A 26,557-nucleotide genomic window follows, 5' to 3' on the forward strand; every position below is an offset into this window, starting at 1 on the left:
GGAGTTGCTCCGCCGTTGAACCTATCTTGTGCAATTCTTTTGTATAGCTGGTAGGAAAAGAGGCCGTTCAGGGAACAAGGCAGATATGTCCATTCAGCGTACGAGCTTTTACGTCCTTCTGGCGGCTGTGACGATCGCGTTCATCTGGCTGCTTATCCCCTATTACTCCGCTGTCTTCTGGGCCGTCATCCTCGCGATCATCTTCTTTCCCGTTCACAAGCGACTGGAGCGTTTGTTAGGGGGCCGTCGCAGCATTGCCGCCCTGCTGACGGTGTTGATGTGCATATGCCTCGTTATCGTGCCGGCAATGATCATTCTCGGTTCTCTTATCCAGGAAGGAACCAGCCTGTATCAACGGATCAGCAGCAACGAAATCGATCTCAATGGTTATCTGGTCCGGATCCAGAATGCCTTGCCCGGCTTCATCGACAACTGGCTGACGTCACTGAAACTCGGTGGATTTTCGGAACTGCGCGCGAATATCTCCTCCGGCGTCGTGCAGGCAAGCCGGTCGGTCGGCGGCGGTCTGCTCAGTTTTGGTCAAAATACGCTGCAGTTCTTTATCAGCTTCGGCATCATGCTGTATCTGCTCTTCTTCCTGTTCAGGGATAGCGGGGACCTCAGAGGCAAGATCCGACATGCAATTCCGTTGAGCGATGACTATACGCGGCAGTTTCTCGACAAGTTTTCCGCTGTCGTTCGCGCCACCGTCAAGGGAAACATCATCATCGCGATCGTCCAGGGAACGATCGGCGGCGTGGCATTCTGGGCTCTGGGGATTGAGGCCGCCTTGCTGTGGGGTGTGACAATGACGTTCCTGTCGATGCTGCCCGCAATTGGCGCGGCGCTCGTATGGGTTCCAGCCGCCATCTGGCTACTCCTCACGGGGGCCTGGCTGAAAGCATCGATCCTGGTCCTCATCGGCATATTCGTTATCGGGCTGATCGACAATCTGCTGCGCCCGCCGTTAGTCGGCAAGGGAACGCGGCTGCCCGACTACGTCGTGCTGATCTCGACGGTCGGTGGCATCTCCCTGTTCGGCATCAATGGCTTCGTCATTGGCCCTTTGATTGCCGCCTTGTTTATCGCGGCATGGTCGCTTTTCGCCGAACAGCAGAGCGCTGAAAGAGCAAAGTCCAAGATTAAAGAATGATTGTACCGTCAGCTCCCGGGACTTTGCAGCTTGCTCAGAATTCCATCTGTGAATCGAATATCTAGCAATTTGGAGGCGGCCGCGAGGGTTCCGATCCCTTTTAAGTGCTGAGGCTCAATGCCCCAGTCGAGAGAACTGAAAAACTCAAGTCTTGGGATCTCTGACTAGCTTCGCGGAGGGTTCAGTCTTGGCAGAGAATTCGCGTGAGCTGCCGCTTCGCCGGGGTAGGGGAAATCATCACCGATCTGCCGATCGCCATCGAAGACTTTGAAGGTGGGTCCATCGACTTCAACAATCTTGTAGCCGTTCACGTATTCGATATTCCGTGTTTTCCAAGCCACTTGAACTCTCCTTGAAGAATGACTATCCGCGACCCGGGAATTTGATGATCGACAGGCCATACTCGCCGATCTGTCGTAGCACATATTTGTCCAGGTGGGTTTTCCGCATTCGGCGCCATCATCCAAAGGCCCCGCTTTCACCCGGGCGTGTACACTCCAGGCCAATTCGCGAAGAGGAAGTGGTACGCCAGGATCATGACATGGGATGGTCGAGGTGCCGCCGGTGCAGGACTGCACCCCGAAGCATTCTAGCCGATCGTCGAACATCATTGCGATCGTTCGGCTTCTGAGATCTGGAAGGAGCGCAGCGTGGCGCGGATCGTCAGTTGAATGAGCGCTGGGTGGCGCGCAGGTAGGTTTCGGCGAGCCGAACCCGTTCCCCGGCCACGGCGAGCAGCGTCCGCTCAAGGCGTTGGGCAAGGCGTCTCGATATCGACGGCTCGGGGCGCCACCGCGGCAAGCCCGGCCGTATCCGGATGCGGGGTCCAAGACCCGGCCGGTAATGTGCAAGCGTCATGCCTGCCTTGATAAGGAGGCTCTTGATAGGGGGGCGCCGTTCGGCCGCAATCACCATTGAGAAGGCCGGCACCAGGAGCGATTTGGGAACTGGCAATTCGATCTCGTCGATGATGTCGTTTCCGACGTCGTTTTCCTTGACGAAGACGAGGAATTCGTCGACCAATTGATGCGCCCTGTCGAGCTCGCTTTCCTCGGCATGCTCCCCCGAAACCGTGCCATAGTCGCTTTCTATGATCAGACGCATTGTGATCTCCTTTGGGCGGTAACGCGGCTGACGTTTTTTGGTTCGAAAGCGAAAGATAGGCATGAAATGCGGCGGGCTTTCCGGCCTCTGCCGGCATTGTCGTTTGGGCTGGCTAGGCGGTGACCAGAGGCAATGCTGTCATGACAGTGGCCATGCGTGTCCGGATATCTTCAGGCTGGCGCTTTGCTTCGGCACGGGAGGGATCCTGCCTTGAAGCGAGTTCGACAAGATCATCGATAGTCAGGTCGCAGCGTTCGGGAACTCCTGCTGCGCTTCTGTGTTGTTGGGCTGAACCTGTGTGGGCGTCGATGAGGCGTGCAGCTTGGCATTGATGCGCCAACCGAAAGTGCTTTGCGCCAGAAAAAGGAGATCGAGATGATCAAGGATGGAAACGACAGCGAGCGCGTATGGGACCTAGCCGAAAAGATCGGCTTTTGCATGTTGGTAACGAAATCCGGTGACGATATTCGCGCCCGGCCGATGTCAGCTTATGTCGAGCGGCTTGAGAACAGCTTCTATTTTCTGACCGATGTCGACAGCCACAAGGACGACGAAATCGCCCGGCAGCCGGACGTATGCCTCGCCTTTGCCGACAGCAAGGGGCAGAAATATGTATCGGTAACCGGAAAGGCGGAAGTCTCGAGCGACCGCGAAAGGATCCGGGATCTCTGGGCTACGCCAGCGAAAGCCTGGTGGGACAACGCCGAGGATCCGTCGATTCGTGTGCTGAAGGTGACGCCGTCCTATGCCGAGTTCTGGGATAGTCCGGGGACCATCGTCTCTTACATCAAGATGGCGGCTGCCGCGATGAGCAGCGCTAAGCCGGACATGGGCGACAATGCAAAGGTCAGGATGTAACCCCGAGCGGTGAACGGCTTTGTCGGCTCTCTATCACCTGCTCCACCAGCCGCAGGACGGCAGAGGATTGGAGGTCATGCGCGCCGGCCGGTCGACGGCTCCGAGTCCGGCTTGCACGAATAGGTGACGAAAAGCCGATCGATGCGCAAGAGCGAATAGCGGAACGGAAAGGTTCGCACGGAACGAAGATCTTCCGGACAGGCTGGGGCCTGCGCGTCCTGGCAATATTTATGTCCTCGCTAGTTACATGGTGGTTTGACTTGAGCGATCTTTCTGCCGTGGCTCGGTCAAAGCGGAGCCGGCGGCGATCTGCTTACCCCACCGGTCAGAGATTATCGCCTCCGATAACGTCTTGGCCGCATTCCGAACCTCGCTCCGCACGCATTCTTCCTTCTCAAAAAACTCGTGGTTCGTCGCATCCAGGCGTGGGCTCGGACCGCCTTTCCGGGGTTCAAAATCATAGGCGGACATGACATGGCCCCACCACCAAGATGAGATCCTTCATGAATGCCTTGAGAGAAATGCTCGGTCCGGATGCCGTGCTCCGCCGATTTCTAGATTTTCCCTCTTGCAGCGAAAACTAAGATCTTTAGCTGATCGAAGTTTCGGATACCCTGTCGGTAAAGTTCGATGATGATTGCGGCACTTCTCGACATTTCCTCGTCATTGTCACTAAGCTGGAATTCCGCTTTCACGGCCTCCAGGACTTGCGCGCAAAGAGCAAGGTCTTCCGATGTCATCGCCTGGTCACGGTCGGCGATTTTACGCTTATTCATCGTCTTCTCCATCCGCGAACATCGGCGTCATCATATCGTAAAACCAATGATCTCCTGTGATCGGGAGAAGGATGCTCAGGTACGGGTTGAAAAACCCTTCTCCTTCTCACTTACAGCACCAGCGGAATCGAAATTAGGTTTCACCTTCCCGTCTTCAATCGGACTAAGGTCCTATCGGATGACCTCTGCCCCTGCCACTGCCAATGCCGTAGCGATTTGCGCTGTCATGTCATGTACGCAGCTGTGACACGCTTCCGGCATTCGACGATCGAAATTAACGCCCGTCTCTGGCGCGCCGTTCGAAAATCCGCCGCTACGCGACGGGAACCACCGCCGCGCTCAACAGTCCATGCCTTTCCTGGATCCGCAGCCACACGAGAGTGGGGTACCCCTGACGTGCTACCCGACTGGTTGTCCGACTAGAATCTTCTTTGCCGGAAGGTCCGTCATGCGAAGCCACGCTGTCGACATTTAAGTTTTACAATTCTACAGTAGACGTCCCTAATAAAAAGGGAGCTGCTATGGAAGACCTGACGACCGAAGTCTTGAAAGATCCGCTGATCTGCCAGGTGCTTCGTGCCGACCGAGTTACACTCGGAGACTTCGCCAAACTTTTGGAGGAAGCGGCGTCGAGGCGCAGCACGAACTTCTGCGTCGCGCGAGCCCTGCCTGAACGCGACAGGGCTTCAGCCGGCACTCAGGGCTAGCCAACCATTTTCCAACCCCGTCGTGTGTGTGTCGTGGGCGACTTGGCCCGCCAAGCGCGGGCCTTTTTCGCGCCAGGTCAGCGCCCCGAGCGAGGATCATTCATGAGATTGGCTGATTGGCAATGCGGTCGAGCCCCGAGGCAGGGCGCGGCCATCCCCTTGATTATGACGCTGGCGGCCGACAAGCATGACCGAAATGCGTCGACTGCGTTGCCGGCGACAGCGCCGAACAAGGCGCCGATGCTCAAGCATCGATCTGGCGGTCCCTTGCCATCTCCTCGACTTTGTCGGTCTCCCGTTGATCCGCACCGATCCTTTGATTTTTGGCGTTGTCGGTCGATCGAATAAGTTCGTCGGCCTTCGTGTGAAGCGCCCGCATGTCTCGGTTTTGAGAATGCTGCATCAGGAGCAGGAGAAATAGCGTGATCAGGGTTCCGAGCATGTTCGTCAGCAAGAACCACTCCTGAGGAAGCTGAAGGACCATGCCGAAAACGCACCAAGACGCCGTCAAAAGCGCCGCTCCTGCAAGCCCGCGGCGATGCCCGGCAAGCGTTACGGCTTTCTCTGATATCCGAAGAAATCTTGATCGTCCTGCCATTGCCGGAAAATGCGCCATCGTCGACCTGGTTCCGCCAGGAGCGGAGTACGGCGACGTCGCTCTCCGCCCCGGTCGGTGCGGCGCGCCTCATTCCCATGCCGTTCCCAACTCTCCGTCTGCAGGCTCGCGCCAGCGTCTAAAGGTATCTCGTCGTCATTTCGAGTGCGTCCGGGGGTGTTCGGGCAAGCCGATCTGGACATTTGGCACGCATCCCAAGCCGCCGCGGCGTTGCCTTCTTGTCCGCCGCGGGAAGCTCACTATCTCAAATATAACCTCGATCTGGAGGCCCGAGATGGACGACGATCTTAAGACAGAACTCATTGCTTCTCACGAAGGCGAAATCCTTCCACCCGAACGCGATCAGCGCGTGGTTGATGGCCCTGGGGCCTGCCTCTGTTGCGGCCGTTTCCAATCGTTCATGGACGATGATGGCTGCGGGATCTGCGAGAAATGCCTTGCCGCATGGAGCGGACCGCAACCGCGACGCGGGCTACATCCGCAGCTCGACCTTCATCGTGGCGTGGCCGCCGAGGTCTGGCAGGATGAGAACCTTTTTGGAAGTTGACTGCGCCGGCGAGTCGCGGCCTACAGCTGGCCGAGCTGTTTTCATAACCAAGTGCACCGACGACCGCGGTGCGCTGCGCGCGTGATAGCCATGACTTGCTTCGCACGCGATGGATAGCCATCTATGCGCTACCGCTAGCAGACTTCACCATCAGCCGCGCCGCATTTGTCGCCCGCACGAGGAGATCAGCATGCACGTCACATCGAAGCCCCTGACAGAAATGACGCTTGTCGAACGTTCCACCCTTCTCGAGACTGTCGCCGATGCATTGGAGGCGTCTGCCGAGGAAGCCGGGGGAGAGGGCGACGTTCGTTTCGTCGAAAACTCCACGTGCGTCGTGAACACTATCCGCGGCATGTCGCGCGATCTCGGGCGGCGCGACCTCGCCGCCGCCGAGCTACTTCTCCAGCAGGGCATCATGATGGTGTACCAGTTCACCAGCCGGACGCGTGCAAAGATAGCGCTCCACTGATCCCTGCCTTTCGCCAATTGACGGTCGGGGAGACGCGGATCGGTCCCGCGCTGCAGGTCAACTGGCGATCATGAAGTCTCTTCGGTGCCACGTCTCGTCGTCATGATCGACGAGCTCATTCCAGTTCCGATCAGCGCGACGTCGAGTTCAATCATGTTGAAGAATGGACGTTTGTCGAGGCGCAGCACGCGCGGGTCGCCGAAAATGAGTATCACCCGTGAATTGGATCATCTGTGATATCTCGCGCTTTGCATTCGAACGTCGATGCCGGAAATGCTTCGAAGAGACGCGCTCGCGAGAGGACTTCGAGGGGAAGCAAGGGTGGCATCGGAAATGCGATGGAAATGGCGTCGCCGGGAGCGCCGCCGCCCTTGAGCACGATCGTCATGATACCGCTCTTCCGGACGAGCTCGCCGTCCGGCCCCTTGCCAAGGACAGCTTCTAGAAGGTCAGGCTGGAACTTGTCGGTCTGCGCACACGGATTGCGCAGCCCCGTGACCTGAAGTTCGACGTCCGTCCCTAGCTTCAGGACCGCCCCGCGCGGGGAGCGCCAGAAGGTCGACAATCCTCAATGCCACCGATACGTTTTCCATACCTTCCTGTGCATTGCGGGAAAACCTATGGCAGGATTCGGCCGGGTAGTCTGGATTCACGCGAAAGGCCAAGGCCGGCTTCTCCGCCCCGATATCGTAGGACTTGGAAATCGATAGGAGGGCCAGGGCGAAACTTTAATTAGCCTCAATTCAAACCGCCTGATGGTCCAGGCAACAGCACGGTTGAGTTCACCGAAGAAGGCCCTCGACGTCGAACTCCTCCCAGCCATGCAGTTTCGTCGCGGGATCATCGGGATGCCGTTCGGTTGTCTTCGAAGCCATGCCAGCTTTTCTCAGGGATCGCGTCAGCTCCGCCTTGTATCGCGCCTTCCGACGATTTTCGGCAGCAGCGAGCGCATCCTCTTCTCGCCACTCGTCGACCACACCCCTGTCAAGAATGTCCTCGACGAACCTCGGATCGAAGACATGGAAAGTGATCCTCCTTGCGCGCCCGTTTAGCCTCACGGTACGCGTTCCCGCACTTGCCAAGCGGCCGTCTGCAAGCCAACGGTGTCGTTCGCTCGCCTTGATCGTGAGGATATCCTGGATCTCGCGCGGAATGACAGGCAGGCTTTCAATGTCTTCCAGCGCACTAGCGACAATGGATGCCACGGCATGGAATTCTGCCTTGGCACTTGCAGGCATCGATAGCGTGAGTTCTCCTCCATCGACATCGAGCGACATCTTCGAAACGAGCGGGAGTCGTGCACGTAGCTCGAGGAGAATTCCCTTTGCGCGGATGGAAGACCCTAAGGTCGCTGCTGGCGGCAGCACCCAGGTCCTAACCAGCTCGACATCGTTCTTTTCGTGTTTCGGCATGGCGCCTAAATGGGATCACCAGGGCTCCAAGTCAACGACAGCATGCTGAGGAGAATGAGCCCAGGCGCGGCGGACCGGGGAGAGCCACCTTCGGTCCTGCACCCGGAAGCAATGACTCGAGGGCATGCGGCGTGACCATGCCGGTTGCTCCGGGAGGCGTGATCGCCAATATGGGATTTCGACGACACGATATTCCGACAATCAGGTTACGGGTTGCGAATATGTCTTCTCGCTACAACGGCTCATCTCCGTTGAAATCCGGCTCGCGCATGCTCAGCGGCGTGCTTGCTTTAGCTAAGGGGCGCCGTTTCTGATAAGACAGTCGCCCAGGAGATCTACGAGTTTGTCATCTGGCTACGACGGGGATATCCGCTTTCGCGGGCGCCCGCGCCCCGTTGCGAAAGCTTCACCCTGACGACCGATCCTGTCTGACCGGCGAGCATCGCGTGGCGACCTGAGGAAGCGGGAAGACGATCGACTCAGTGAGGATCGCTGATGCTAGACCGGGATCGACAGATCGGCCGGACGCCGACATGTTGGCGGACAACAGTCCGTTCTGACAGCTGCGATCGTCATCCCATCCGGGATGGTTGACGATCGGATAGAGACATATCCCCTCTAGTGGAACGCCGACCTGCATGGCGGCCTTCGCCTCGGCGGCCACGTAGCGAAACCACGACGCGCGCCGGTCGCCCTCAATACCAGTCTCGGCGATCACGATCGGCTTACCGTAGCGCGCGTAGGTTTCAAAAAGAATTCGGCCGAGAGGCTTGTAGAGCGGGTGGCCGATATCGATTGGCGGTCCAGCGTGTATCCACTGATTGTTGAAGTAGTAGTTGACGCCGACGATATCGAGATAGCGTTCGTTTCCACCGATCTGAGGCCATAACCGCCCGGAAATCAGGTCCCAGCCCTGGAACTGCGATTGCCGGTGGCCTTCGGCAACGCCGGCGTCCCACGGCCGTGACGGGTCCATGACGACATTGATGACCGGATCGCAATGAACGAAACGGGCGCGGGGGTCCACGCAAAGGATCGCCTCCATGGCAGCGATTGCGGCACGGGCCAGTTGAACTTTGAGCTCGAACCCTCGGCCATTAGCGAAGGGGTTGAGATATCCGGCATCACCACCACCCCACGAGAAGAACGATATCTCGTTGACGGGGCAGTAGAGGGGGATTTCGTCAGAGCGCTCCCGCACGATCCTTGCACAGGCGCTGGCAAAGGCCGCAAAGCGATCGACGAAACGCGCAGTCCAGATATCGACATCGTCCGGCCAGCCGTAATGCAAGAGGTCCCAGATGACCTGTGTCCCGGTTTGGCGGGCCGCGTCGAGCATCGGAAGGATGCTCGACCACTCGTAGCTCCCGGCTTTGTCGATCAAGTGCCAGCGGAAGCCATCGCGCACCGTGCGGATGCCGAAACCGCCAAGCTGGCGGTAGTCCTGCGCGGTCCAGCGGTCGTGCCCGATCGCGGCAATCATGTCGAGGCGGCGGCCCAAATGGTCTTCGTCACGCCGGCGCAGCCGATGGGTTGAGCATTCGAAGCCGCCCATCAAGAACGATTGGAAAATACCGGTCGGGCCCGCCGACCTTCGCTCGGCAAGAACCTCGGCAAACAATCGCTGCCATTGCGGCACGACCGCTTCGACGCAATAGCTGGTTTCGACTTTGCGGCGCAGGGCAAGACCAAGCATGCGCCGAAGATCCTCGTTGTCGATCAGCTGACGGATCTTTCCGGCCACGTCCATCGCATCGTTAAAGGGGACAAAAATGCCGGATATCCCGTCTTCGATCTGTTCACAGGCGCCATTGTCCGCCGTCGCGATCACGGGCAGGGCGGCGGCACCGGCTTCCGCGATGACGTGCGGCATGCCCTCGCCGCGCGACAGCCAGACGAAGATGTCGAGTGACGATAGAAGGTCGGGAATATCCTTGCGGTCGCCCAAGAACTGCAGCTTGCTTTCAAGGTGCAGCCGGCGCGAGAGGTCCTTCAGTCGCTGAGCATATTGCGGCATGAAGGCGTCAGGGCCGCCGATCACGAGGAAGCGGGCTCGCTCGTTTTGTTCAGCCACGAGGGCGGCTGCTTCAATGAAATCCTCAACATTCTTCTTCGGATCCAGGCGGCCGACCCAACCGATCAAGATGTTGTCGGCAGTCATACCAAGCCGAGCCCTCATTGCGGTACGGATTTGCGGGTCGAACGTCGCCAGGTCGACCATGGACGGTATTTCCAAGGCGTGGTCCTCGCGTCCAGGCATACGAGAGGCGGCCGCCTCGCGGATGGAGCGGCAGACGCCGACGTAGCGGCTGGTCAGGTGCTTCGGTCCTGCCAGTGCCTCCGCAACCAAGCCGCCATGCTCGATGAGCGGCGGGCGGAGATGCAATCGCTCGAGCGCCGGATAGACGTCGGCGACGTTTTGGCAGGATATCACGATGTCATAGCCAGCAATCTTGCCGGCCAAATAGTCGACGGTGTCTTCGAATGAAAGCGCGTAAGGCTTCGTATCGACATCAACGCCGAGCGCACGAAGTTGCTCATGCGTCTGCTCGGGCATTCCGGCCTTGTGAAAACAGGCAACGACATCGATCCGGTAGACGCGGGGATCGAGGTGTTCGGCCAGGAGCCGCACTTCTGTCTCTTCGCCGCCGACCACCAGCCAGGCGAAGACGAACAGGATACGGATAGGTGCAGGCTCTGATATCATTCGCCCACCTTGAATACGACCTGCAGGAATTCCGGGCGGTTTTCGACCAGGTCGGTCAGGAATGCGGGTGCATCCTCAATCGGCACGACATGGGTGATCATGTGCTTTCGGATCGTGTCGCCATGAGACCGCAGGAGATCTATAGTAGCGAGCGCTAGCCTGCTTCGGTTCCAGAGATGTCCCAGGCCGCGCGGTACCCGATTGATCTGTGCACAGCGAATATTGAGGCCGTTATGGTGAAACTCCTCGCCGAGCCGCAGCTCGTCGGCGCCGCCTTGATAGAAGGCGAGGTCGATGACGGTCCCTTGCGGCCTTAGCGCTTTCAACGCCGTATGCAGGCTGCCGGAATGGGCGCGGGTCTGAAACGCGAGATCAGCCCCTCGTCCCATGCCGCCGACATGCCAGCGGGCCTTGGCGTGCTGCCAGGCCCGGTCCTCGGTCATCGCGGTGAGGCCCATCGCCTCGGCTTTGGCGCGGCGGAACTCCGATGGGTCGGAGATGATAATCTCGGAAGCGCCGAGCGATCTGGCAAAAAGCGCCGTCATCAGGCCGACAGTACCGGCGCCGATCACCACGACTGGCCGATCTTTCACGCCGGCGCCCAGGAAAGGAACATGAGAGCCGAAGAATTCGGCATCGGCATGGAGGATGCCGTTGGCAGCAATCGGTCCCATCTGGGCAACAAGGACGCCGAGCAGCGGGTCGATGGCGGCCGGAAGGGGTACGAGAAGATCGTGGAACGGGTCCGCGGTGTGTCCCGACTTGTGAGCATAGGTGGTGGCGACGATGTCGCCTTGTCTAAAACCGTTGGCGCGCGATTCCGATACGCGGGCGACTTCCATATAGCCGAGGAACGGCACTGGATAATGCAGGTCCGGTTCGTTCTCGACGAAGACACCGCGCTCCCCGTCGAAGCGCGAGCGAAAATAGGGATTGGTGTTTTTCAAGAACGTGAGTTCCGTTCCTGCCGAAAAGCCGGTGTAGAGCGTATCGAGCCGAACCTGTCCGTCTCCGGGAGGGCCTTCCTCATATTCAAGGAAATAGGGTAGGCCGGGCGCCTCAACGCCCAGCGAGCGAATGATGCGATGGCCGGGCGCCAGTCCCGGCGGCGGTGCTTCCGGGCGCGGCTGTAGCCGAAGCGGTGCCGGCTCCGGCTGCCGGCTTTGCGGCGGATTGAGGCGCACCGGCTCACCCGCTTGCGCCGAAGACATGACTGCAAGCGCGAGCCGGTGCGTAGCCAGCGCTTCACCGTAGGGGCAGCGAATACGATTCTCGCCGCCGCGAACCGCATCGATGAAGTCGCGATCCTCTCGCCAGACAGGATCGCCGTCGGCTCCGCGCACCGGGCGTCCGCGTCCGACATCCACCATAATTTCGCGATCGGTCAGTTCGATCGCGAGCCGATCGGCAAAGATGTGAAGTCCGACCCGGTGGTTCCAGCCGAGAAGGCATGTGGATGCAATATTTGCGACGACGCCGGATTCAAAGGTCAGGCTGGCGGTTGTCACCGTCGGCACATCGAGACCGGGAAATTCAGGTCTCGCCTTGTGGCCCGCGCGCCCATAGACTTCCGTAACCTCACCGACCAGGAACCGGACGAGATCGAGGAGGTGGGTTGTCTGTTCGACCATCTGACCGCCGGATTTGTCTTTTCTCCACCACCATTGTGGCGGCGGTGTCGAATCGAGCCAGTAGCCGGACAGTAGCTGTGCAGGGTTGTCTTTGAGAAGGCTACGTGCCTCATCGACGATATCGAGGTAACGCCAATGATAGCCAACGCTGGTGACGAGGCCCTTGGCCGTCACGGCTGCGGAAATTTCCTCTGCAGTCTTAAGTTCAAGCGATACCGGTTTTTCGACGAAGAAGGGAATGCTCCGCTCGATGAGATCGCGCTCCGGCTCGCCATGGGCGAAGGGCGGCACGCAGATACAGACAGCATCCGGCCTGACGGCATCCAGCATCTCACGGTGATTGGCAAACGACCTCGCTCCGAAGCGCGTTGCCGCCTGGTCGGCGCGACTAAGGTCAGGATCCGCAAAACCGACAAGCTCCACGTCATCGAAGGCGGAGATGATGTCGAGGTGGCGCTGCGCTATACCCCCAACGCCGATAAAGCCAAGGCGCGTCTTTTGCATGGATGAATCCTTTTGCTGATGCGTGGCGGGTCGAGAGATGAAGCGGTCGTAGACCGCCATCGTCTCTGCGGCCATTCGATGGGCGGAAAAGTCAGTCTCGAAGCGGTTGCGCGCGGACCTTGCGACACGCGCCAGCCTCTCCCGATCGGAGAGGGCATCGACGATGGTGGCGGCAAGTGAGGCGGGGTTTTGAGGCTCCGCAAAAAACGGGTGGTCTTCGCCCAGCGCCTCCACGGTACCGCCGATCCGGGTTGCAGCCACGGGCAGACCCAGCGACATCGCCTCCAGAACGGCAAGCGGCAGGCCCTCGAACAATGACGGCAGGACGAAGAGATCGCTTGCGGCGAGGATATCGGCGACATCAGCACGCTGGCCCAAGAAACGGACATGACCTGAAACACCAAGCTCGCCTGCAAGCTCCTCCATCGCCAAGCGTTCCTCGCCAGACCCGACGAGCAGCAGGCGCAGGCGAGGAAAGACCCGGACTATTTCAGGCATGGCCCGCAGCAGCGTGGCATGATCCTTCTGCGCGGCAAACCGACCCACCATCACGAGGACTATCTTGCCCTGGAGATCCAGGTCTTGCCGCAGCGTGCCCACTGTCGCGACAGGTTCCAATGCGAAAACGCCGTTGCGCACCAGGGTTAACCGATGGGAGGGAACGTGCTCGCTGAAGCTTAGTCGCGAGGCTTCGGAGACCACAATATGGTGGGCGATAGTCTGCGTGTGCAGCCTGTACTGCTCCTGCTGCTCGCTATCCGTAAGAAGGTAGGGGAGATGTTCAGTCCGAATGGCCGGGACACCGGCCCGCGCTGCAGCGTCTCCCAGTTGATGTCCTTCCCAACCGATTCCCGCATGCACGTGCAGGAGGTCGATGTTGCCCTGGCTGAGCCAACTTGCAAACTCTTGACCGTCGGCCGCAAGCTTGACGCCAAGGCCTAGACGGGCGGCACGAGGAAGCAGACGTGAACGGTCTTCAGATAGAAGCGCCAGAACGACGTCAACTTCCTGGGAAAGTGCGCGGCCGAGCGCGAGCATGTGTTCGCCCATCCCGGAGGGATCAAGACTGTCGGTCGCCAGTACGATGCGGGGTTTCCTAGTCAAGCTTGGTATTTACCATGATGTCGGTCAGCCCATGCAGTTTCTGCAGGCGTCGATGGGTCGCGAGCGCCTGGCCGACGACCTGGTCCATATTGTAGTATTTATAGGTGCCGAGTCTGCCGACGAAGGTTACGTCACTTCGCGCGCGTGCGAGGGCTTCGTACTGCCTGTAGAGAGCCTGGTTTTCGGGGCGAGGGATCGGATAATAGGGGTCGCCGTCTGCACAGGCGTATTCATAGCTGATACTGGTTTTGGGGTGGACCTGACCGGTCAGATGTTTATATTCAGTCACGCGGGTGTAGGGCACGTCTTCCGAAGGGAAGTTGATCACGCCAGCCGGCAGCATGCGCCGCATGTCATGCGTTTCGTGCCGGAACTTCAGGCTCCGATAGGGCAGCTGCCCGAGACGAAAGTCGAAATATTCGTCGATCGGCCCGGTGAAGATCACATGGTTCGCCACACCTTGCCGGCGCAATTCCTTGAAATCCGTATCGACCATGACGGTGATGTTTTCGTGGTCCAGTATCCGTTCGAACATCCGGGTGTAACCGTCGAGCGGCATGGCCTGGAACCTGTCAAGGAAATAGCGATCATCCTCATTCGTGCGGGTCGGAATGCGCGCGGTGACGGAGCGATCAAGCTCGGAGGGATCGAGGCCCCACTGCTTGCGCGTATAGCCCTCAAAAAAGATACGGTAGAGTTCGAGGCCGACCTGCGACACCACAACGTCCTTCGAGGTGGTGACTTTTGCGCAGGGTTCGGCGCGCGTTGACAGAAAGCGTTCGGCTTCGACGTCGTTTGACAGGTTGAGGCCGTAAAGGGCATTGAGCGTGGTGCGGTTAATCGGAATCGGGAGCCTGAGGTCACCGAGCTGGGCAAGTACGCGGTGCTCGTAGGGCCGCCAGCCAGTGAAGCGCGATAGGTAGGCGAAGACATCCTCGCTGTTGGTATGGAATATGTGGGGTCCGTATTTGTGGACCCGGATCCCGGCCTCGTCGCAATGGTCGTAGGCATTGCCGCCGATATGGGAGCGTCGGTCGCAGACAAGGACCCTGCGGCCGTCGACAGCCAGCCGCTCCGCCAACACCGATCCGGCAAAACCAGCGCCAACGATCAGATAGTCGTAAGGCTTGCGAAGCGACATGCTGCCGCTACGCCGATAGGATTTTTCCTTGGCAGACAGAGGGATTGTTCTTGCGCCCACAGCCTGATCAACGATACGCGCCATGTGGTCGAACGTTGCATCCCAGGACGAGCGCGCCAGCCGGGCATCCACGTCTTCAAGCCATGGCTTTCCCGAACCTGCCAGTCCAAGCGCGGCATCGCAGCAACGCGCGAAATCGTCGCTGTCGTCTGCGAAGAACACGCCCGGCGCATTGCCGTAGGTGCGCACGACATCCGCAATTCGGGTGCTGACGACGGGCCGCCCGGCTGCGAGATATTCGGGTGTCTTGGTGGGGCTGATGAAGCGGGTCGCCTCGTTTAGTGCGAATGGCATGAGGGCTGCTTCCCAGCCCGAAAGGTATGAGGGCAGGTCGGCGTAATTCTTCTGCCCGAGGTAATGGATATTGGCTGCCTTTGGCAGATCGGAAGGGGAAATCTTTGCGATCGGCCCAAGGAAAACGAAGGAATAGTTCGGCCGGACGGCAGCTGCTGTCCGGATCAGGTCGAGGTCGAGCCGCTCGTCGATGACGCCGTAATAGCCAAGGCGTGGATGCGAAATTCCGGCTTGGTCGGCTGGATCTGCAAGCGTGGTGCGGGCTGTCTGGAAATGGTTGGTATCGACGCTGGAGGGGAAGGCATGGATATTGTCGTGCCGATCCTTTTTCGCTTCGTAGAGGCTGATGCCGCCCGTGAAAACGGCGTCGGCTCGCGCCATCAGCGCCGTTTCCATTTCCTTCAGATGTGGCGGCGCGAAGCGGAAATTCGCAAGCTCGTCCATGCAATCATAGACCACCGCAGCGGCATCGACGTGTTGGGCAAAGGCAAACATCATTGGCGTGTAGAACCAGAGAATCGGCCGCTTTGCGCCATGCAGCGCTATGAGGTCATCGAGCAGCCGCCCGAGGGCCTTTTGCCGTTCGCCATCGCTCCACCAGTGCGGAATGCGTGGCCGGACCGCCTTGACCGACGTCCCTTCGAAAGGATGAATTTCCAGATATGCCAGATGATGATCGGTCGGAATGAATTCCTCGAAGAAGAATACTTGCCGATGCCGGGAGAAGCGCTGCATCAGATGCTGAGGTCTTTGCAGCACGAAGTCCCACCGAAGATGAGAAAAGCAGATCAGAGGGGAACCCGGCGGTAGCGATGTGGCGGACGCTTGCGGGAAGGAGTTCAGCACGTTCATCGAAAACCTCGCGACAGTGAAATCCTCAACAACGGTGAACTGTCAAAGTTCCTAAGACGCGGATTAATTCGGTCAGGGGTCCATGATCAGCTGGCGAAGCCGTCGAATGCTGTGCGGCCAGGTCCAGTTCGCGAGCACGACCGCGCGTGGCCGAAGCATGTCTGCCCGTTTCAACAAGTCGCAAATTCCCTCGTGGAAATCATCCGCCGAAGCCGTTCGGCCGGTCTGCGGCGTGATGTATTGCAGGCCACAGCTGAGGGCGCTGTTGGCAAGCACGGGGATGCCGGCCAGCATGTATTCGGTGAGGATGGCAGGTGCACCGTCGTCTTCGCCGCAGACGACCCCGATCCGCGATTGGTTCATCAGCCGGTTGACATCATGAAACGGCACGCCCGGCGGCCCGACGAAATCGACGGTGATACCGAGCCGGTCAACACGGCTGCGCAGGTCATCGACAAGCTCCCCGTAGCCGCAGACGCACAAGGCGCGGAGCGAACGCGGTAATTTGGCGAGTGCGTCGAACAGGATATCGTGACGTTTATAAGCCTGAGCTGCCGCGACGTAGATCACGTCGTAGATCTTGGGCAGGTTCAGTTGGTGGAAGGTCAGCTCCGATGCGAATTCGGGGCCGATCGGCATGACGATAGTACGCATACCGGGATGCCTGGATCGCACGAGCTCTGATTGCCACTGCGCGCCCGTAATAACGAGATCGAAATGGCGGCTGACCTCAACGGGCACTCGAAGAGCGGGGGCGTCAATGGAATTGTAGATTTTGAAACTGTCGCGACAGGCGAGCAGGATCTCCTCGCTCACGCCCAGCCCCCACACGCAAAGGATGTCGGGAGGGCCAAAAGCCTCGATATGTCCGAGCATGTCGTTAGACGCGAAGGGAGCCTCCGGCCCGTTCATACGAAACGCGCGGCGCAGGAGAGACGGAGCATCGTCGATCCATTCCGAAGGCGGATCGAGGTCCCGCCAATGCGTCCAAATCTCAGCGCAGTCTGCGAGCCCGCCCTTTAGGGCAGCGAGTGGAAGCCGCTCGAGATAGCCGCCGTCAACTTCGACGTCGTCAATATTGAGGATGGGTGAAGGCGAGACCCCACGCCCGCCCTCGATCCATTTCGCTCGAAATTCCTGGACAGACGGGAGGGCCCCGTTACCCCAGCTCCCGCCTTGAAAGTCGCTGATGACGACGATACGGCGCATGTGGTCATACACTCCCAGCGCGAGTAGAGGCGATTGCTTCAGCTCGAAAAACGGCTCGGTGGACAGACCGGCCGCGAATGGCGTGAGGGCGGGCTAAGGCTTGCGGTCGAACTTCGGTCGCTTGACCACGCCGGAGGAAAATGGAATCCGGCCCCCGATTGTTTTTGCAGCTTGGGAGCCGAACCATCGCCGAAACAGTGCAGCGCATCAGTGGAGCGCATCGGGGAGCCGGGGAAGCAACTGCACACATAGCCGCTGGCCAAGCAGGCGATAACGCCGGTGGACACGAACCAGACCGACTGCTGATGGAAAATGCGGGACAGATGACCGTGCCGATGCGGGGGCCGAGCAGGTTAAGCAGACGCTGCACGACGATCGCAGAGACGGGCTGTGGCACGGGCGTTTCCTTTCTGACGCGATGAGTTGTCTCATGGTTTTGTGAGCGACAGCCCAACCTCCCGCCCGGCCGATTGTTCCGGGGGAGTTTGCCTCTGTTTGGCGGATGTCTGGTCAGGGCACTCTGAGATACCGCGGCACGTCGCAACCTGACGCCAGGTCGCCTTTACGAGCGCGCCGCGGGCGCGATGGGACCTAAGTCCGTCTGTCAGGCTCTGACGGTCTTTATCATATTAGCACAAAGTTAAACACGATGTTCCTTTGAGGGGAGGAACAGGGAGGAAACATGAAATTTGGTTCTGACAGCTTCAGCCACGAAGAGTGCTGCTCGCAAGGGCATAGTTCCGCGTCGACCATCGCCACGATCCAGTGTGCGCTCTCAGTTGACCCAGACATCGACAGTGGCGCCATCACAATCCACATGCTCGGACCGGTCGCCGTCCTCGAGGGCTATATCTCGAATGCTGCTGACCGGAACAAAGTGATTTCGATAGCTGCAATGATTGTCGGCTTCCACAATGTCCAAGACCGGATGTTAAGCCGCATTCCGAACCAATAGATTGACCCTTCAGGCGATAAGACCAAAGTCCCAATCTACAGGGACTGAAGTCCCTGGCCTGGAACACACTCTTGCTTTTGCGGTTTTGCCTCGCAGCGGAACAGACCGCTGTAACGGAGGAAAACAAATGTATATCAAAGCAGTAGGTATTGCAGTCGCGCTTGTGATGGCGTTCGGCCCGGCCTTCGCACAATCTTCGACGGTAACGGGCGCTGCTGGCGGCGCCGCCACGGGCGCAATCGTCGGTGGTCCGGTCGGCGCCGCTGTCGGGGGTATTGTAGGCGGTGTGGCTGGCAGCGTCATTGATCCGCCGCCGCAGAAGGTCGTGACCTATGTCCAGCAGGCACCCGCTCCCAAGACGAGCGTCGTCGTTAAGGAGAAGGTGGTTGTTGGCCAGCCGCTCCCAGAAACCGTTGTCGTAACGCCGATCCCGGATGAACCCAAATACTCCTATGCGATCGTCAACGATGAGCGCGTGATCGTCGAGCCTTCTTCGAGGAAGGTGATTCAGGTCATCCAGTGATATCCAAGTCACCAACCTGACCCTCAGGCGGCGCCTGCCGTCCATTCTTGAAAAACAAGAGCACGCATGGACTTCGCAAGATCGCGGAGACGGTATGTTGTGCCCATCAGGGAGATCAATCATGAGAGACAATCATCTCACCATTATCGTAGCCGCATTGTCACTTAGCGTGTCGCCGCTGGCCACCCTGCCTGTCGCGGCACAAGGCAGCGATACAGCACCGTCTCAAACGCAGGCGGAAACGCAATCGGGTTCTGGTTCGCAGGCCGACACCAAGTCAAATTCGCAGTCCGGCTCGCAGACTGAACAGTCGAAATCCGGTGCAACTGTCTCGGGTGGTAGCGACTGTACTCCCAACGCCGCCGGTGCGTGCCCGAATGGCGAGGGCCAGCCGTCGCAACACAAGGCGGGGGACGTCTCCGATACACAGAAATCGTCAACACCAACGAAATCAAAATCCAGTTCGCAGGACGCTTCCGAAGGCAGTGCCGCCGGACAGAAGTCCGATGCCAAGGCGGGAGCAACCGATAGCAGCGGTTCTGGCCCGGCAGGCTCACAAAGCGGCGCGCAGGGCCCCAATTCGTCCGGCACCATGACGAAGAGCGGTGACGCGTCGAAGCCGTCGACCGACCAGAACACGTCGACGCCCAATAACAAATCCACGGAAACGAACGTCAGCAACAATAGCTCCACGAACAACACCAAAACCAACGTCAACGTCACAGTCGAACAGCAGACCGAAATCAGAGAGGTGGTGAAGGAAGTTCGGGTCGAGCCTGTTCAGGAAGTCGACTTCACGGTATCTGTCGGCACCAAGATTCCCAAGAGGGTCCACCTGGAACGGCTGCCGCCGCGTATTGTGAAGATCGTCCCAGCTTACGAAGGCTACCGCTTCTTCCTCCTTGCAGACGGCCGGATCGTTATCGTCGATCCCGATGCTCTCACGATCGTCTACATAATTTCGGCCTAGCAGGCAGCACCCGGCGGTGCATGCCGCCGCCGGGTGCTGTATGAGGATTTCCAGGATTGAACAGATACAGCCTTCGCGTTCCAACTTACGTTCACACCCGGCCCGAGCTATTGGCGTTACCGGCCCGTTGCGAGCCTGCACAAGCTGATATTCGCTCGCCGTTTTGCCGCTGCACCAAATATCCTTTTTCCACGAGTACCAGGCTCGAAAGAACGGAGCCAAACGCAAGACGGGTGTTTGAAAAGCCAAGGGATAGATAGTCCGTCAGCCTGGGTCTGTACCATTGATCAGATCGTCCTCAGGATGGGGTAGGCCACAGTCATGAACTCGCGGCGTGCTCTTGCTTTTGACGACCTCATCTTCAATTGCGACGCCGGAGCTTTTGCACTCCCACGCGACGAGCATCACTACGAGCCTGCATCAGGATCATCGGCGTTTTAACGCCGCGTAAAAAAGCCCGCGCGGCGGCGCGGGCTATGGGAACTTCCGGTAAAGCCTTAACTATTCTTACGGCTTTGCTGACCAGCCTTTCCATGCTGTTCATGCGAACCGCCTTGAGTGCCACGTGAATTGTCTTGCCGGCCTTCCGAACCAGAAGATGCGGATTTCGCACCCTGATTTTTATGGCTTTGCTGACCGGCTTTAACGTGCTGTTCGTGGCTTCCACCTTGGTTGGCCATTTGACTCCTCCTTGGTTTGTGATTTCGAGGTCACCACAGACCTCGCGGGGCTAACAACCGCGTCGCAAGGATGTTCCGGCCCCTTTCAAGATTTGGAATGGCTCCCAAATTCAGGAAATTGAGCAAACACCCATGTCTCTCCTCATGGTGGCACTTGGTGACTAATTTCGAGCTCCGCCTTTCTGATCGGAACGACCAAATTATCAAACCGACCGCGATGGCGCGTCAGCCGTTTTCGTTTCAGCCGGCGGACGAGGAACCCTTCGTCAATACGCGCGTGTTCGCGGCACTTTTCACAGAGGTCGATCAACCGTTATGCTCTCGGCACGTTAACGCTGTTTTAACTATGTGAAATACAACCACGGCATCCTGGGTGTATGAATCCATTCTCAATGGAACGGGTGAAGGCATGACGACGAATAGATATTCGGCCTTTGCGCCGATTGGTCTCAATTTCCAAACCAACAAGCCGCGAACGATCATCCGTAGTCTCACCGATGCCGCGCGCGTTCTCATCCAGGATTGGCCGCTCGACGATGGCGAGGAATACGTCATTGCGGTCAAGGCTTGCGCTGATGCCCTCGTTGGGAAGACCGGCCCAGAGGAGCTTCGGCAAGCGCTTCTGCGGGCCGCGAACGAGGCCGGCATTTCCGCCCTTTCGCTTGTCCAGGAGGGGACTTTGCGAGATGAGCGCATCGAGCCACGTCAGTTTCTGCGGGGCCAGTGAAGATCGCTTCGTGATGTTGATGTTTACTCGGTATACGGCGAGCGTTTCTACGAGTGTCGCAACGGATCGGACACCATGACACGCCCGTCTGCATACAATGGCGACGTACCGAGCCTGACCTACGCCAGCACCGAGACGCGGTTGCGCTGTCGCTACGCCGGCAAGCCGGCGCGCCTCAGTCCAACGCGGAGCCGCAAAACGTCCCGATCCTCACTGAGATAGGAAACATCGACAAGCCAATTCACATAGTCAGCCGGGCCTGCCGCCCTATCCCCGCACCATCGCGCGCTGACGGCATTGAGAAAGACCTCTGCGCATCTTTCGGCATCCTCGATCCGATCCAGATGAGCGTAAGAGGCGGCGCGCCATGCCATGTCCCGCGGCTCTCTATCAGGTGTGTCGAACGTTCTCTGTTCCAGGAGAAGTGCGGCTTCACTGTATCTCGCCGAAAGGAACAGGAGGCGCGACTTGTAATAGTTGTACCAACTCGGATAAAGAGGGTTCATTCGGTAGGCGATCTCAGCACCAGCCAGACCCCGTTCCGCCCGGCCGAGCGCTCCTTGCATCCAGGCCCAGAGGATCAAAATTGTGGCATCATTCGAATTCATGGACTTCGCCAGATTGAGGTGGTGCTCTGCTCTTTTGAAGTCTCTCCAGGTCAGGCATATATAGCCTAACGTGCACTGCACTCGCGGATCACTCGGATCAAGAGAAAAAGCTGTTTCGGCCGAGCGCAAAGCCTTAATCCGGTTCTCGTCGCGCTCCCTCGGGACGCCTATGCCGCTGTCGGAGGCTCGATTGAGGTAGATGTAAGCGAGGCCCGTATGGGCTCTTGCAAAGCTCGGGTCGGTCCTGGCGGCGCGTTCGAACAGCGCCTCTGCGCGCTCCTGTGCCCCAGGCCTGAAGTCGTCGGAGAGGCGGTTGCCTTGCAGGAAGAGGTCGTAGGCCCGCACGTCTTCCGGTCGGCGTCTTCGCGATGTCAACTCGTTATTGTCGATGACACGTTGTGCCACCATCGCAACTATGTTCTGTGCAATCTCTTCCTGCGTGGCGAAGATATCCTCGATGGACCGGTCGTAGCGATCGGCCCACAGATGCGTCCCACCGATTGTTTCAACGAGCTGTACGGTGATCCGCACCCGGTTGCCCGCCCGCCTGACACTGCCCTCGACAGCGTAGCCGGCGCCGAGAAGCCGCCCGATCTCGCGCAGGTCCACCGCCCGACCGCGAAGTGCAAAAGACGACGTTCGTGCAATCACCATCAATTCGGTGAAGCGGGCGAGTTCTGTGATGATGTCTTCCGTAATTCCGTCGCTGAAATAGACCTGTTCGGGATCGCCGGACATGTTCTCGAACGGAAGAACGGCGATCGCCGGTCCGGTCAAGGTCGAAACCTTGGGTGAAACGAACGCAGATCCGCTGAGCGGCAGATGATAGGTTCTGATTGGCCTCGAGAGATTCTTGAGCTGCTGTTCTCCAGCATATTCGATCGTCGCGTCGATCTTTCCGGCGAGATGTTCATATGCGCTACCGGAGATCAATATATCGCCGGGCGGGCAGAGTTGCTCCAGCCTCGCTGCGACGTTCACTCCGTCCCCTAGAAGATCCTCGCCTTCGACAACGACATCGCCAAGATTGATACCGATGCGAAAGACGATGTTGCTGGAGGTATCGGATGGATTATTTTGAGCTGCCACTGCGTTCTGAATCGTGATCGCACAGGACACCGCCTCGACGATCGAGGCGAATTCCGCAATCAGGCCGTCGCCCATCAGTTTCACGACGCGCCCGTCATGTCTGGTGATCAGCGGCTGGAGCACTGTGGCCTGCAACCGGCTCAACGTCGAAAGCGTCCTGCCCTCGTCCTTCTCGACGAGCCGTGAATAGCCGACTACATCGGCAACGATGATAGCTGCCAGCCGTCGCTGCAAGGCGCGATCCTCCGCTCATGGTAACAATCGTGCGCGAACCACTTGAAGGTTGTCAGCATAATCTGTGACCGGCGGAAGAAGCGAGGAAAAATCTCGACCAGAGACGGTATACTCGGGAGGGGGAGGTCGTTCTCTGTTGCGCACCGTTCACGCTCAGTTTCGGATGATGCCTGGCGGGATCGGGTTGGCCGCAGACCGCGAAATGCACAGCCTTCCCGTCTCGCGAGCACAATGCCGGCGAAGCACTCGTCATGCCGGCCCCGCCGATCTGCGAACGTTCGCAAGATCTAATCGGCTGAGCTAGTGCGAGCGGGCAACGCTTGCGGATGCTTGCGACGGTTCTGACGCGCAGGTCCTTTCGCAAACGAGGGCCAATCCCGGCGTCACCGGCGGAGTGAGCCTGGTCTCTGCATCGGCGCAGATCGTGAAAGAGGTATGATGGAAGGCTGGACATCGGCAGACGACTTTCAGGTTTTGGAAGCCTGGTTCGATTGATCCGACCGAGGAATGGATGACCCGCCAGGGAACCGCGCCGGCGTGAAGGTTGATTTCCAAAAAATGTTGCTAGTTCTCGGACAAGGCCCATCTTGTGGCGAAACGGAACCGGAAATTTACATGCGCATCCTTATCGTCGAAGACGAATTCCTCATCGCAATAAACCTCGAAGGAATGCTTGCCGACCTCGGCCACGAGGTCGTGGGACCGGCGCGCACCAAGACCGAGGCGCTTGAGGCAGCAGATGACGCCGCAGTGGCGCTCGTCGATGTACGGCTGGCAGACGGCATCACCGGGCCCGAGATCGCCGAGGCCCTGCGGGCGAGGGACATCACCGTCGTGTTCACGACCGCCAACCCGGAAGCCGTTCTCGACAGCAGCGCCGGTGTCGCTGTGATCTCCAAGCCGTACGACGAGCACGTCATTGGCCAGGCTGTCGCCTATGCACAAGCTGTCCGAGAGGGCAGGGAGATGCCTGTTCCTCCGAGGCTGACGCGCATTCCGGTCGCCATGTAATGACTTGGAATAAATATCCGCAAACGCGCCCGTGCGCTATAGTCGGTCGGCATAGCGACACAGCCGGGCATCAATGCGCCAGAGATTGGAGACCCCGGAACCAATTGGATGCGCTAACCGGAAGCTTGCGCACCGGGAGTGGTCAATCAAACAGCGATCTCGCTACTGCCGGTCTGTAACAGCGGGTGCGCGATCGCTTCTCGTCAAATCTGGTATTGTTCATCGCTTGGAACCTTTTCGCTCATTGCTCAAGCGTCTCATATGGTCGCGGTTCGAATTGCCATGTCAGCCTCTTCACCGGCCTAGCAGCGGGTCAGATTGACAATCCAGGACCTTCACTTTCCCCTGCCGTGTGATGGGGAGTTTCCCGGCTTTTCGTTGGGGGCGACCATGTCCTTTGCAATTGTTTCTGAGCTTCGTCAGGCGCACGGATGCATGCAGATGCCGACCTACGAACGCCGTCGACTCCTGCCCTCAGTGTCATCTCGACCTCGATACCGTTGGGCATCTTCTGGCTGACGACGGGATAGACCGTCTCGGAAGCAGTGCTTTTGCACGAAAAGCCGGCTTCGTTAGAGACGCATTGACTAGCTTGCGCGGCGCGACCTTGCACGATCGCTAACGTTTTATCGGAACCTGGGCGGCCGCGGTGGCGCATTCGCTTGGATTTCATGTAGGGGAGCGTGCTTACCTAAAAGCCTTCGTAGCTTGCGTTCTTCCAGCGCACTAATACCGAACTTCTTGCACAGTTCGGCGACGTTGTGTTCGTTCGGTCCGGGCATTCGAACCTGGCGATGGTCTTTCGAGCGAGACATGCTCGTTCCTCCTGATTGTAGAACGCGCGTGACCATCCTGCGGTTTCGCGGGATGTTCGAAAATAAGACGTCTTGCGGCGTATGTCTTCGACGCAACGGCACAGGCACTGCAGGCGATGTCAGAGTACAGGGACTGAAATCATCGGTGACCAAACCGGACCGTGTCATACCGCGTGAGACGCCTCAGGCATTTCGACGCAATAGCGCGGCGAGCCCGTTCGATAGTGCTTTCGGACCGGCCAAAATGGCGCGCGTAAGATGTGGGCCTATTGTCGGCTTCCGGCTTTCCAGCTGAGCGCTCACCAGTGTTCAATGCCTATTGCGCGGTCCTTCCACCGTCGACCATGAGGATGGCTCCCGTGATAAAGCTCGACGCGGGGGACGCGAGGAAGGCGATCGCCTCTGTTACTTCATGCGGCTGACCTATGCGACCGACGCGGTGCTGGGTGGCGAAGCTGGGCAGCATCGCACGGCCGTCACCCTCGATGACACCTTCCATGATGTCGGTTTCGATCCTGCAAGGGGCGACAGCATTGGAGCGAATCCCACTCCCGCCGCCCTCGATGGCGATCACGCCGGTAAGCTGCGCAATATCCATCCCGCCCTTATCTTCCTCTGAAAATCCGCAGGTTCATCGATTATCTATGGGCGCAGCTTTAAGTCAAAGCCGCTTCCGATGACGCCCTTATCGCGGCTTTCTGCGAAAGCTTGCCCGGTACGCGTCTGTTCGGTTCAGGCATGCCACCGCCACTCTACGTTCAGCTTTCACAGGTCGCCGACTCGGTCGCCGGCACTCCCGACATTGCAAGATAGGCGCCGCTCAGCATCACGACGATTCCGATCACATCCATGACGGTGATCTGCTCAGCGAAGACAGCAGCGCCAAGACCAACAGCGATCACCGGCGAAACGAAAGCGTAGCTGCCGGCACGAGATGCGCCGATGTCCCGCAACAGGCGCATGAAGGTCGTGTAGCCGATCAGCGAGCCGAAGATCACCAGAAAGAACCAGCCGAGCCAGGCGGTGGTTCCCCAATTGCCGGAGAGAGCAGATAACGCCCCCGGTTCGAAAGCCAAGGCTGAAATCAGGAGTGCGATGCCTCCGACCAAGGTCGTCATGCCTGCAACGAACAAGGCTGGATAGGTTCGCAGCAGTGGGCGGGCGAGCACCGAACCATAACCGTAGGTGAAGGCAGCGGCCGCAACCGCCAACCCGCCCCATAGGCTGGCGCCCGGGAAGGGATCAGGGGATGGGGAGGTTTTGTGCGAAGAGGCGGGCCAGAACAGAACGATAAGCCCTGAGACCCCAAGAGCGATCGCAAGGATCCGACGGCTGTCCAACCTTTCTTCGTTTAGCAGGAGAGCGAATACTAGGAGCGCAATCGGGGTGAGCGACATCTCCAAAACAGCCGCCGTTCCGGACTCGATATATTGCATGCCCCAAAATAGCGGGCCATAGCAGAGCGTGATCATCAGAATGCTGACGGCTGTGAAGCGAAATCCATCTTGCAGCTTCAGGCTCGCCTTTTCGCCCCTTGTCCACGCGTATAAGAGGAGCAATATGCCGGCAGCGGTGAAACGCGTGCCGGCAAAAAGCAGTGGCGGGACGACGTCAATGCCGGCTTTGGTTCCAATCCAGGTGCTTCCCCAAATTGCGCAAAGCATCAGGAAGCGTAGTTGGTTTTTGCTGACGCCGGTGACCATGATGGCTCCGATCTGTGTAACGGGTAAAAATTAATTACACCGTTACAACTCGCTCTTGTCCAGATCGTTCCGCGCAACGATATTCACGGTATGAG

26 protein-coding genes are annotated in these 26,557 nt (G+C 58.8%); 10 read left to right on the forward strand and 16 right to left on the reverse strand.

Annotation, left to right across the window (positions count from 1 at the left end; all coding sequences use genetic code 11):
• Positions 1-85 precede the first annotated feature (85 nt).
• Positions 86-1,153, forward strand: coding sequence for an AI-2E family transporter (locus ACR9ZQ_RS02730; RefSeq protein WP_113322046.1), 1,068 nt, complete (start codon positions 86-88; stop codon positions 1,151-1,153).
• A gap of 164 nt (positions 1,154-1,317) precedes the next feature.
• Here ACR9ZQ_RS02730 and ACR9ZQ_RS02735 read toward each other — a convergent pair whose 3' ends face one another.
• Positions 1,318-1,494 (reverse strand): hypothetical protein, encoded by a 177-nt coding sequence (locus tag ACR9ZQ_RS02735; RefSeq protein ID WP_310390460.1) that lies wholly within the window; start codon positions 1,492-1,494, stop codon positions 1,318-1,320.
• A gap of 322 nt (positions 1,495-1,816) precedes the next feature.
• Positions 1,817-2,257 carry a hypothetical protein gene (locus tag ACR9ZQ_RS02740; protein WP_481426789.1) on the reverse strand — a complete coding sequence of 147 codons (441 nt, stop codon included), beginning with the start codon at positions 2,255-2,257 and terminating at the stop codon, positions 1,817-1,819.
• 375 nt (positions 2,258-2,632) lie between these two features.
• Between ACR9ZQ_RS02740 and ACR9ZQ_RS02745 the strand changes: the two genes are divergently transcribed.
• Positions 2,633-3,115, forward strand: a complete 483-nt coding sequence (locus tag ACR9ZQ_RS02745) for a pyridoxamine 5'-phosphate oxidase family protein (protein WP_405049802.1) — start codon at positions 2,633-2,635, stop codon at positions 3,113-3,115.
• Positions 3,116-3,358: 243 nt separating this feature from the next.
• On the opposite strand, the gene ACR9ZQ_RS02750 is transcribed toward ACR9ZQ_RS02745, so the two are convergent.
• Together ACR9ZQ_RS02750 and ACR9ZQ_RS02755 are read right to left on the reverse strand one after the other, a co-directional pair.
• Entirely contained in the window at positions 3,359-3,586 is a 228-nt protein-coding gene (locus tag ACR9ZQ_RS02750; RefSeq protein ID WP_481426790.1) for a hypothetical protein, read from the reverse strand.
• An 83-nt stretch (positions 3,587-3,669) separates the two neighbouring features.
• A complete protein-coding gene (locus ACR9ZQ_RS02755) occupies positions 3,670-3,903 on the reverse strand; it encodes a hypothetical protein (RefSeq protein ID WP_481426791.1) in 234 nt (77 codons plus the stop codon).
• A 509-nt stretch (positions 3,904-4,412) separates the two neighbouring features.
• On the opposite strand from ACR9ZQ_RS02755, the gene ACR9ZQ_RS02760 reads away from it, so the two are divergent.
• Positions 4,413-4,598, forward strand: a complete 186-nt coding sequence (locus ACR9ZQ_RS02760) for a hypothetical protein (RefSeq protein WP_481426792.1) — start codon at positions 4,413-4,415, stop codon at positions 4,596-4,598.
• A gap of 244 nt (positions 4,599-4,842) precedes the next feature.
• On the opposite strand, the gene ACR9ZQ_RS02765 is transcribed toward ACR9ZQ_RS02760, so the two are convergent.
• Positions 4,843-5,214 carry a low affinity iron permease family protein gene (locus ACR9ZQ_RS02765; RefSeq protein ID WP_481426793.1) on the reverse strand — a complete coding sequence of 124 codons (372 nt, stop codon included), beginning with the start codon at positions 5,212-5,214 and terminating at the stop codon, positions 4,843-4,845.
• A gap of 274 nt (positions 5,215-5,488) precedes the next feature.
• Here ACR9ZQ_RS02765 and ACR9ZQ_RS02770 point away from each other — a divergent pair, with 274 nt between their 5' ends.
• Both ACR9ZQ_RS02770 and ACR9ZQ_RS02775 read left to right on the forward strand, forming a co-directional pair.
• On the forward strand, positions 5,489-5,761 hold the full coding sequence (locus ACR9ZQ_RS02770; RefSeq protein WP_481426794.1) for a hypothetical protein: 273 nt from the start codon (positions 5,489-5,491) through the stop codon (positions 5,759-5,761).
• 190 nt (positions 5,762-5,951) lie between these two features.
• On the forward strand, positions 5,952-6,233 hold the full coding sequence (locus ACR9ZQ_RS02775) for a hypothetical protein (protein WP_481426795.1): 282 nt from the start codon (positions 5,952-5,954) through the stop codon (positions 6,231-6,233).
• A gap of 211 nt (positions 6,234-6,444) precedes the next feature.
• Here the strand turns inward: ACR9ZQ_RS02775 and ACR9ZQ_RS02780 are convergent, their stop codons facing one another.
• The 6 genes from ACR9ZQ_RS02780 to ACR9ZQ_RS02805 form a co-directional block, all read right to left on the reverse strand.
• Positions 6,445-6,621 (reverse strand): hypothetical protein, encoded by a 177-nt coding sequence (locus ACR9ZQ_RS02780; protein ID WP_481426796.1) that lies wholly within the window; start codon positions 6,619-6,621, stop codon positions 6,445-6,447.
• A 394-nt stretch (positions 6,622-7,015) separates the two neighbouring features.
• Complete coding sequence (locus tag ACR9ZQ_RS02785) at positions 7,016-7,645, reverse strand: hypothetical protein (protein WP_481426797.1); 630 nt, start codon at positions 7,643-7,645, stop codon at positions 7,016-7,018.
• A 406-nt stretch (positions 7,646-8,051) separates the two neighbouring features.
• Complete coding sequence (locus ACR9ZQ_RS02790; protein WP_481426798.1) at positions 8,052-10,352, reverse strand: glycosyltransferase family 4 protein; 2,301 nt, start codon at positions 10,350-10,352, stop codon at positions 8,052-8,054.
• Positions 10,349-13,591, reverse strand: coding sequence for a glycosyltransferase (locus tag ACR9ZQ_RS02795; RefSeq protein ID WP_481426799.1), 3,243 nt, complete (start codon positions 13,589-13,591; stop codon positions 10,349-10,351). The genes ACR9ZQ_RS02790 and ACR9ZQ_RS02795 overlap by 4 nt, the downstream gene beginning before the upstream one ends.
• Positions 13,584-15,938, reverse strand: coding sequence for a UDP-galactopyranose mutase (glf, locus tag ACR9ZQ_RS02800; protein ID WP_481426800.1), 2,355 nt, complete (start codon positions 15,936-15,938; stop codon positions 13,584-13,586). The genes ACR9ZQ_RS02795 and glf overlap by 8 nt, the downstream gene beginning before the upstream one ends.
• Positions 15,939-16,010: 72 nt before the next feature.
• A complete protein-coding gene (locus ACR9ZQ_RS02805) occupies positions 16,011-17,147 on the reverse strand; it encodes a glycosyltransferase family 4 protein (RefSeq protein WP_481426801.1) in 1,137 nt (378 codons plus the stop codon).
• A 682-nt stretch (positions 17,148-17,829) separates the two neighbouring features.
• On the opposite strand from ACR9ZQ_RS02805, the gene ACR9ZQ_RS02810 reads away from it, so the two are divergent.
• The 3 genes from ACR9ZQ_RS02810 (at position 17,830) to ACR9ZQ_RS02820 (ending at position 19,595) form a co-directional block, all read left to right on the forward strand.
• Complete coding sequence (locus tag ACR9ZQ_RS02810; RefSeq protein ID WP_481426802.1) at positions 17,830-18,102, forward strand: BON domain-containing protein; 273 nt, start codon at positions 17,830-17,832, stop codon at positions 18,100-18,102.
• Between the two features lie 127 nt (positions 18,103-18,229).
• Positions 18,230-18,625 carry a DUF1236 domain-containing protein gene (locus ACR9ZQ_RS02815; RefSeq protein ID WP_481426803.1) on the forward strand — a complete coding sequence of 132 codons (396 nt, stop codon included), beginning with the start codon at positions 18,230-18,232 and terminating at the stop codon, positions 18,623-18,625.
• Positions 18,626-18,746: 121 nt separating this feature from the next.
• On the forward strand, positions 18,747-19,595 hold the full coding sequence (locus ACR9ZQ_RS02820; RefSeq protein ID WP_481426804.1) for a DUF1236 domain-containing protein: 849 nt from the start codon (positions 18,747-18,749) through the stop codon (positions 19,593-19,595).
• Positions 19,596-20,092: 497 nt separating this feature from the next.
• Here ACR9ZQ_RS02820 and ACR9ZQ_RS02825 read toward each other — a convergent pair whose 3' ends face one another.
• The gene (locus tag ACR9ZQ_RS02825) at positions 20,093-20,275 is read right to left on the reverse strand and encodes a hypothetical protein (protein ID WP_113186366.1); all 183 of its coding nucleotides are present in this window, start codon (positions 20,273-20,275) and stop codon (positions 20,093-20,095) included.
• Positions 20,276-20,684: 409 nt separating this feature from the next.
• On the opposite strand from ACR9ZQ_RS02825, the gene ACR9ZQ_RS02830 reads away from it, so the two are divergent.
• Entirely contained in the window at positions 20,685-21,002 is a 318-nt protein-coding gene (locus tag ACR9ZQ_RS02830; protein ID WP_481426805.1) for a DUF982 domain-containing protein, read from the forward strand.
• Positions 21,003-21,154: 152 nt separating this feature from the next.
• On the opposite strand, the gene ACR9ZQ_RS02835 is transcribed toward ACR9ZQ_RS02830, so the two are convergent.
• Entirely contained in the window at positions 21,155-22,933 is a 1,779-nt protein-coding gene (locus ACR9ZQ_RS02835) for an adenylate/guanylate cyclase domain-containing protein (protein ID WP_310384705.1), read from the reverse strand.
• Between the two features lie 615 nt (positions 22,934-23,548).
• Here ACR9ZQ_RS02835 and ACR9ZQ_RS02840 point away from each other — a divergent pair.
• Positions 23,549-23,944, forward strand: a complete 396-nt coding sequence (locus tag ACR9ZQ_RS02840; RefSeq protein WP_113322033.1) for a response regulator — start codon at positions 23,549-23,551, stop codon at positions 23,942-23,944.
• A 626-nt stretch (positions 23,945-24,570) separates the two neighbouring features.
• On the opposite strand, the gene ACR9ZQ_RS02845 is transcribed toward ACR9ZQ_RS02840, so the two are convergent.
• The 3 genes from ACR9ZQ_RS02845 to ACR9ZQ_RS02855 form a co-directional block, all read right to left on the reverse strand.
• Entirely contained in the window at positions 24,571-24,759 is a 189-nt protein-coding gene (locus ACR9ZQ_RS02845) for a hypothetical protein (protein WP_481426806.1), read from the reverse strand.
• 316 nt (positions 24,760-25,075) lie between these two features.
• A complete protein-coding gene (locus ACR9ZQ_RS02850; RefSeq protein ID WP_481426807.1) occupies positions 25,076-25,357 on the reverse strand; it encodes an SDR family NAD(P)-dependent oxidoreductase in 282 nt (93 codons plus the stop codon).
• A 160-nt stretch (positions 25,358-25,517) separates the two neighbouring features.
• Complete coding sequence (locus tag ACR9ZQ_RS02855; protein WP_481426808.1) at positions 25,518-26,462, reverse strand: DMT family transporter; 945 nt, start codon at positions 26,460-26,462, stop codon at positions 25,518-25,520.
• Positions 26,463-26,557 lie beyond the last annotated feature (95 nt).

This window comes from Rhizobium sp. KNZ14-9A (assembly GCF_056755015.1).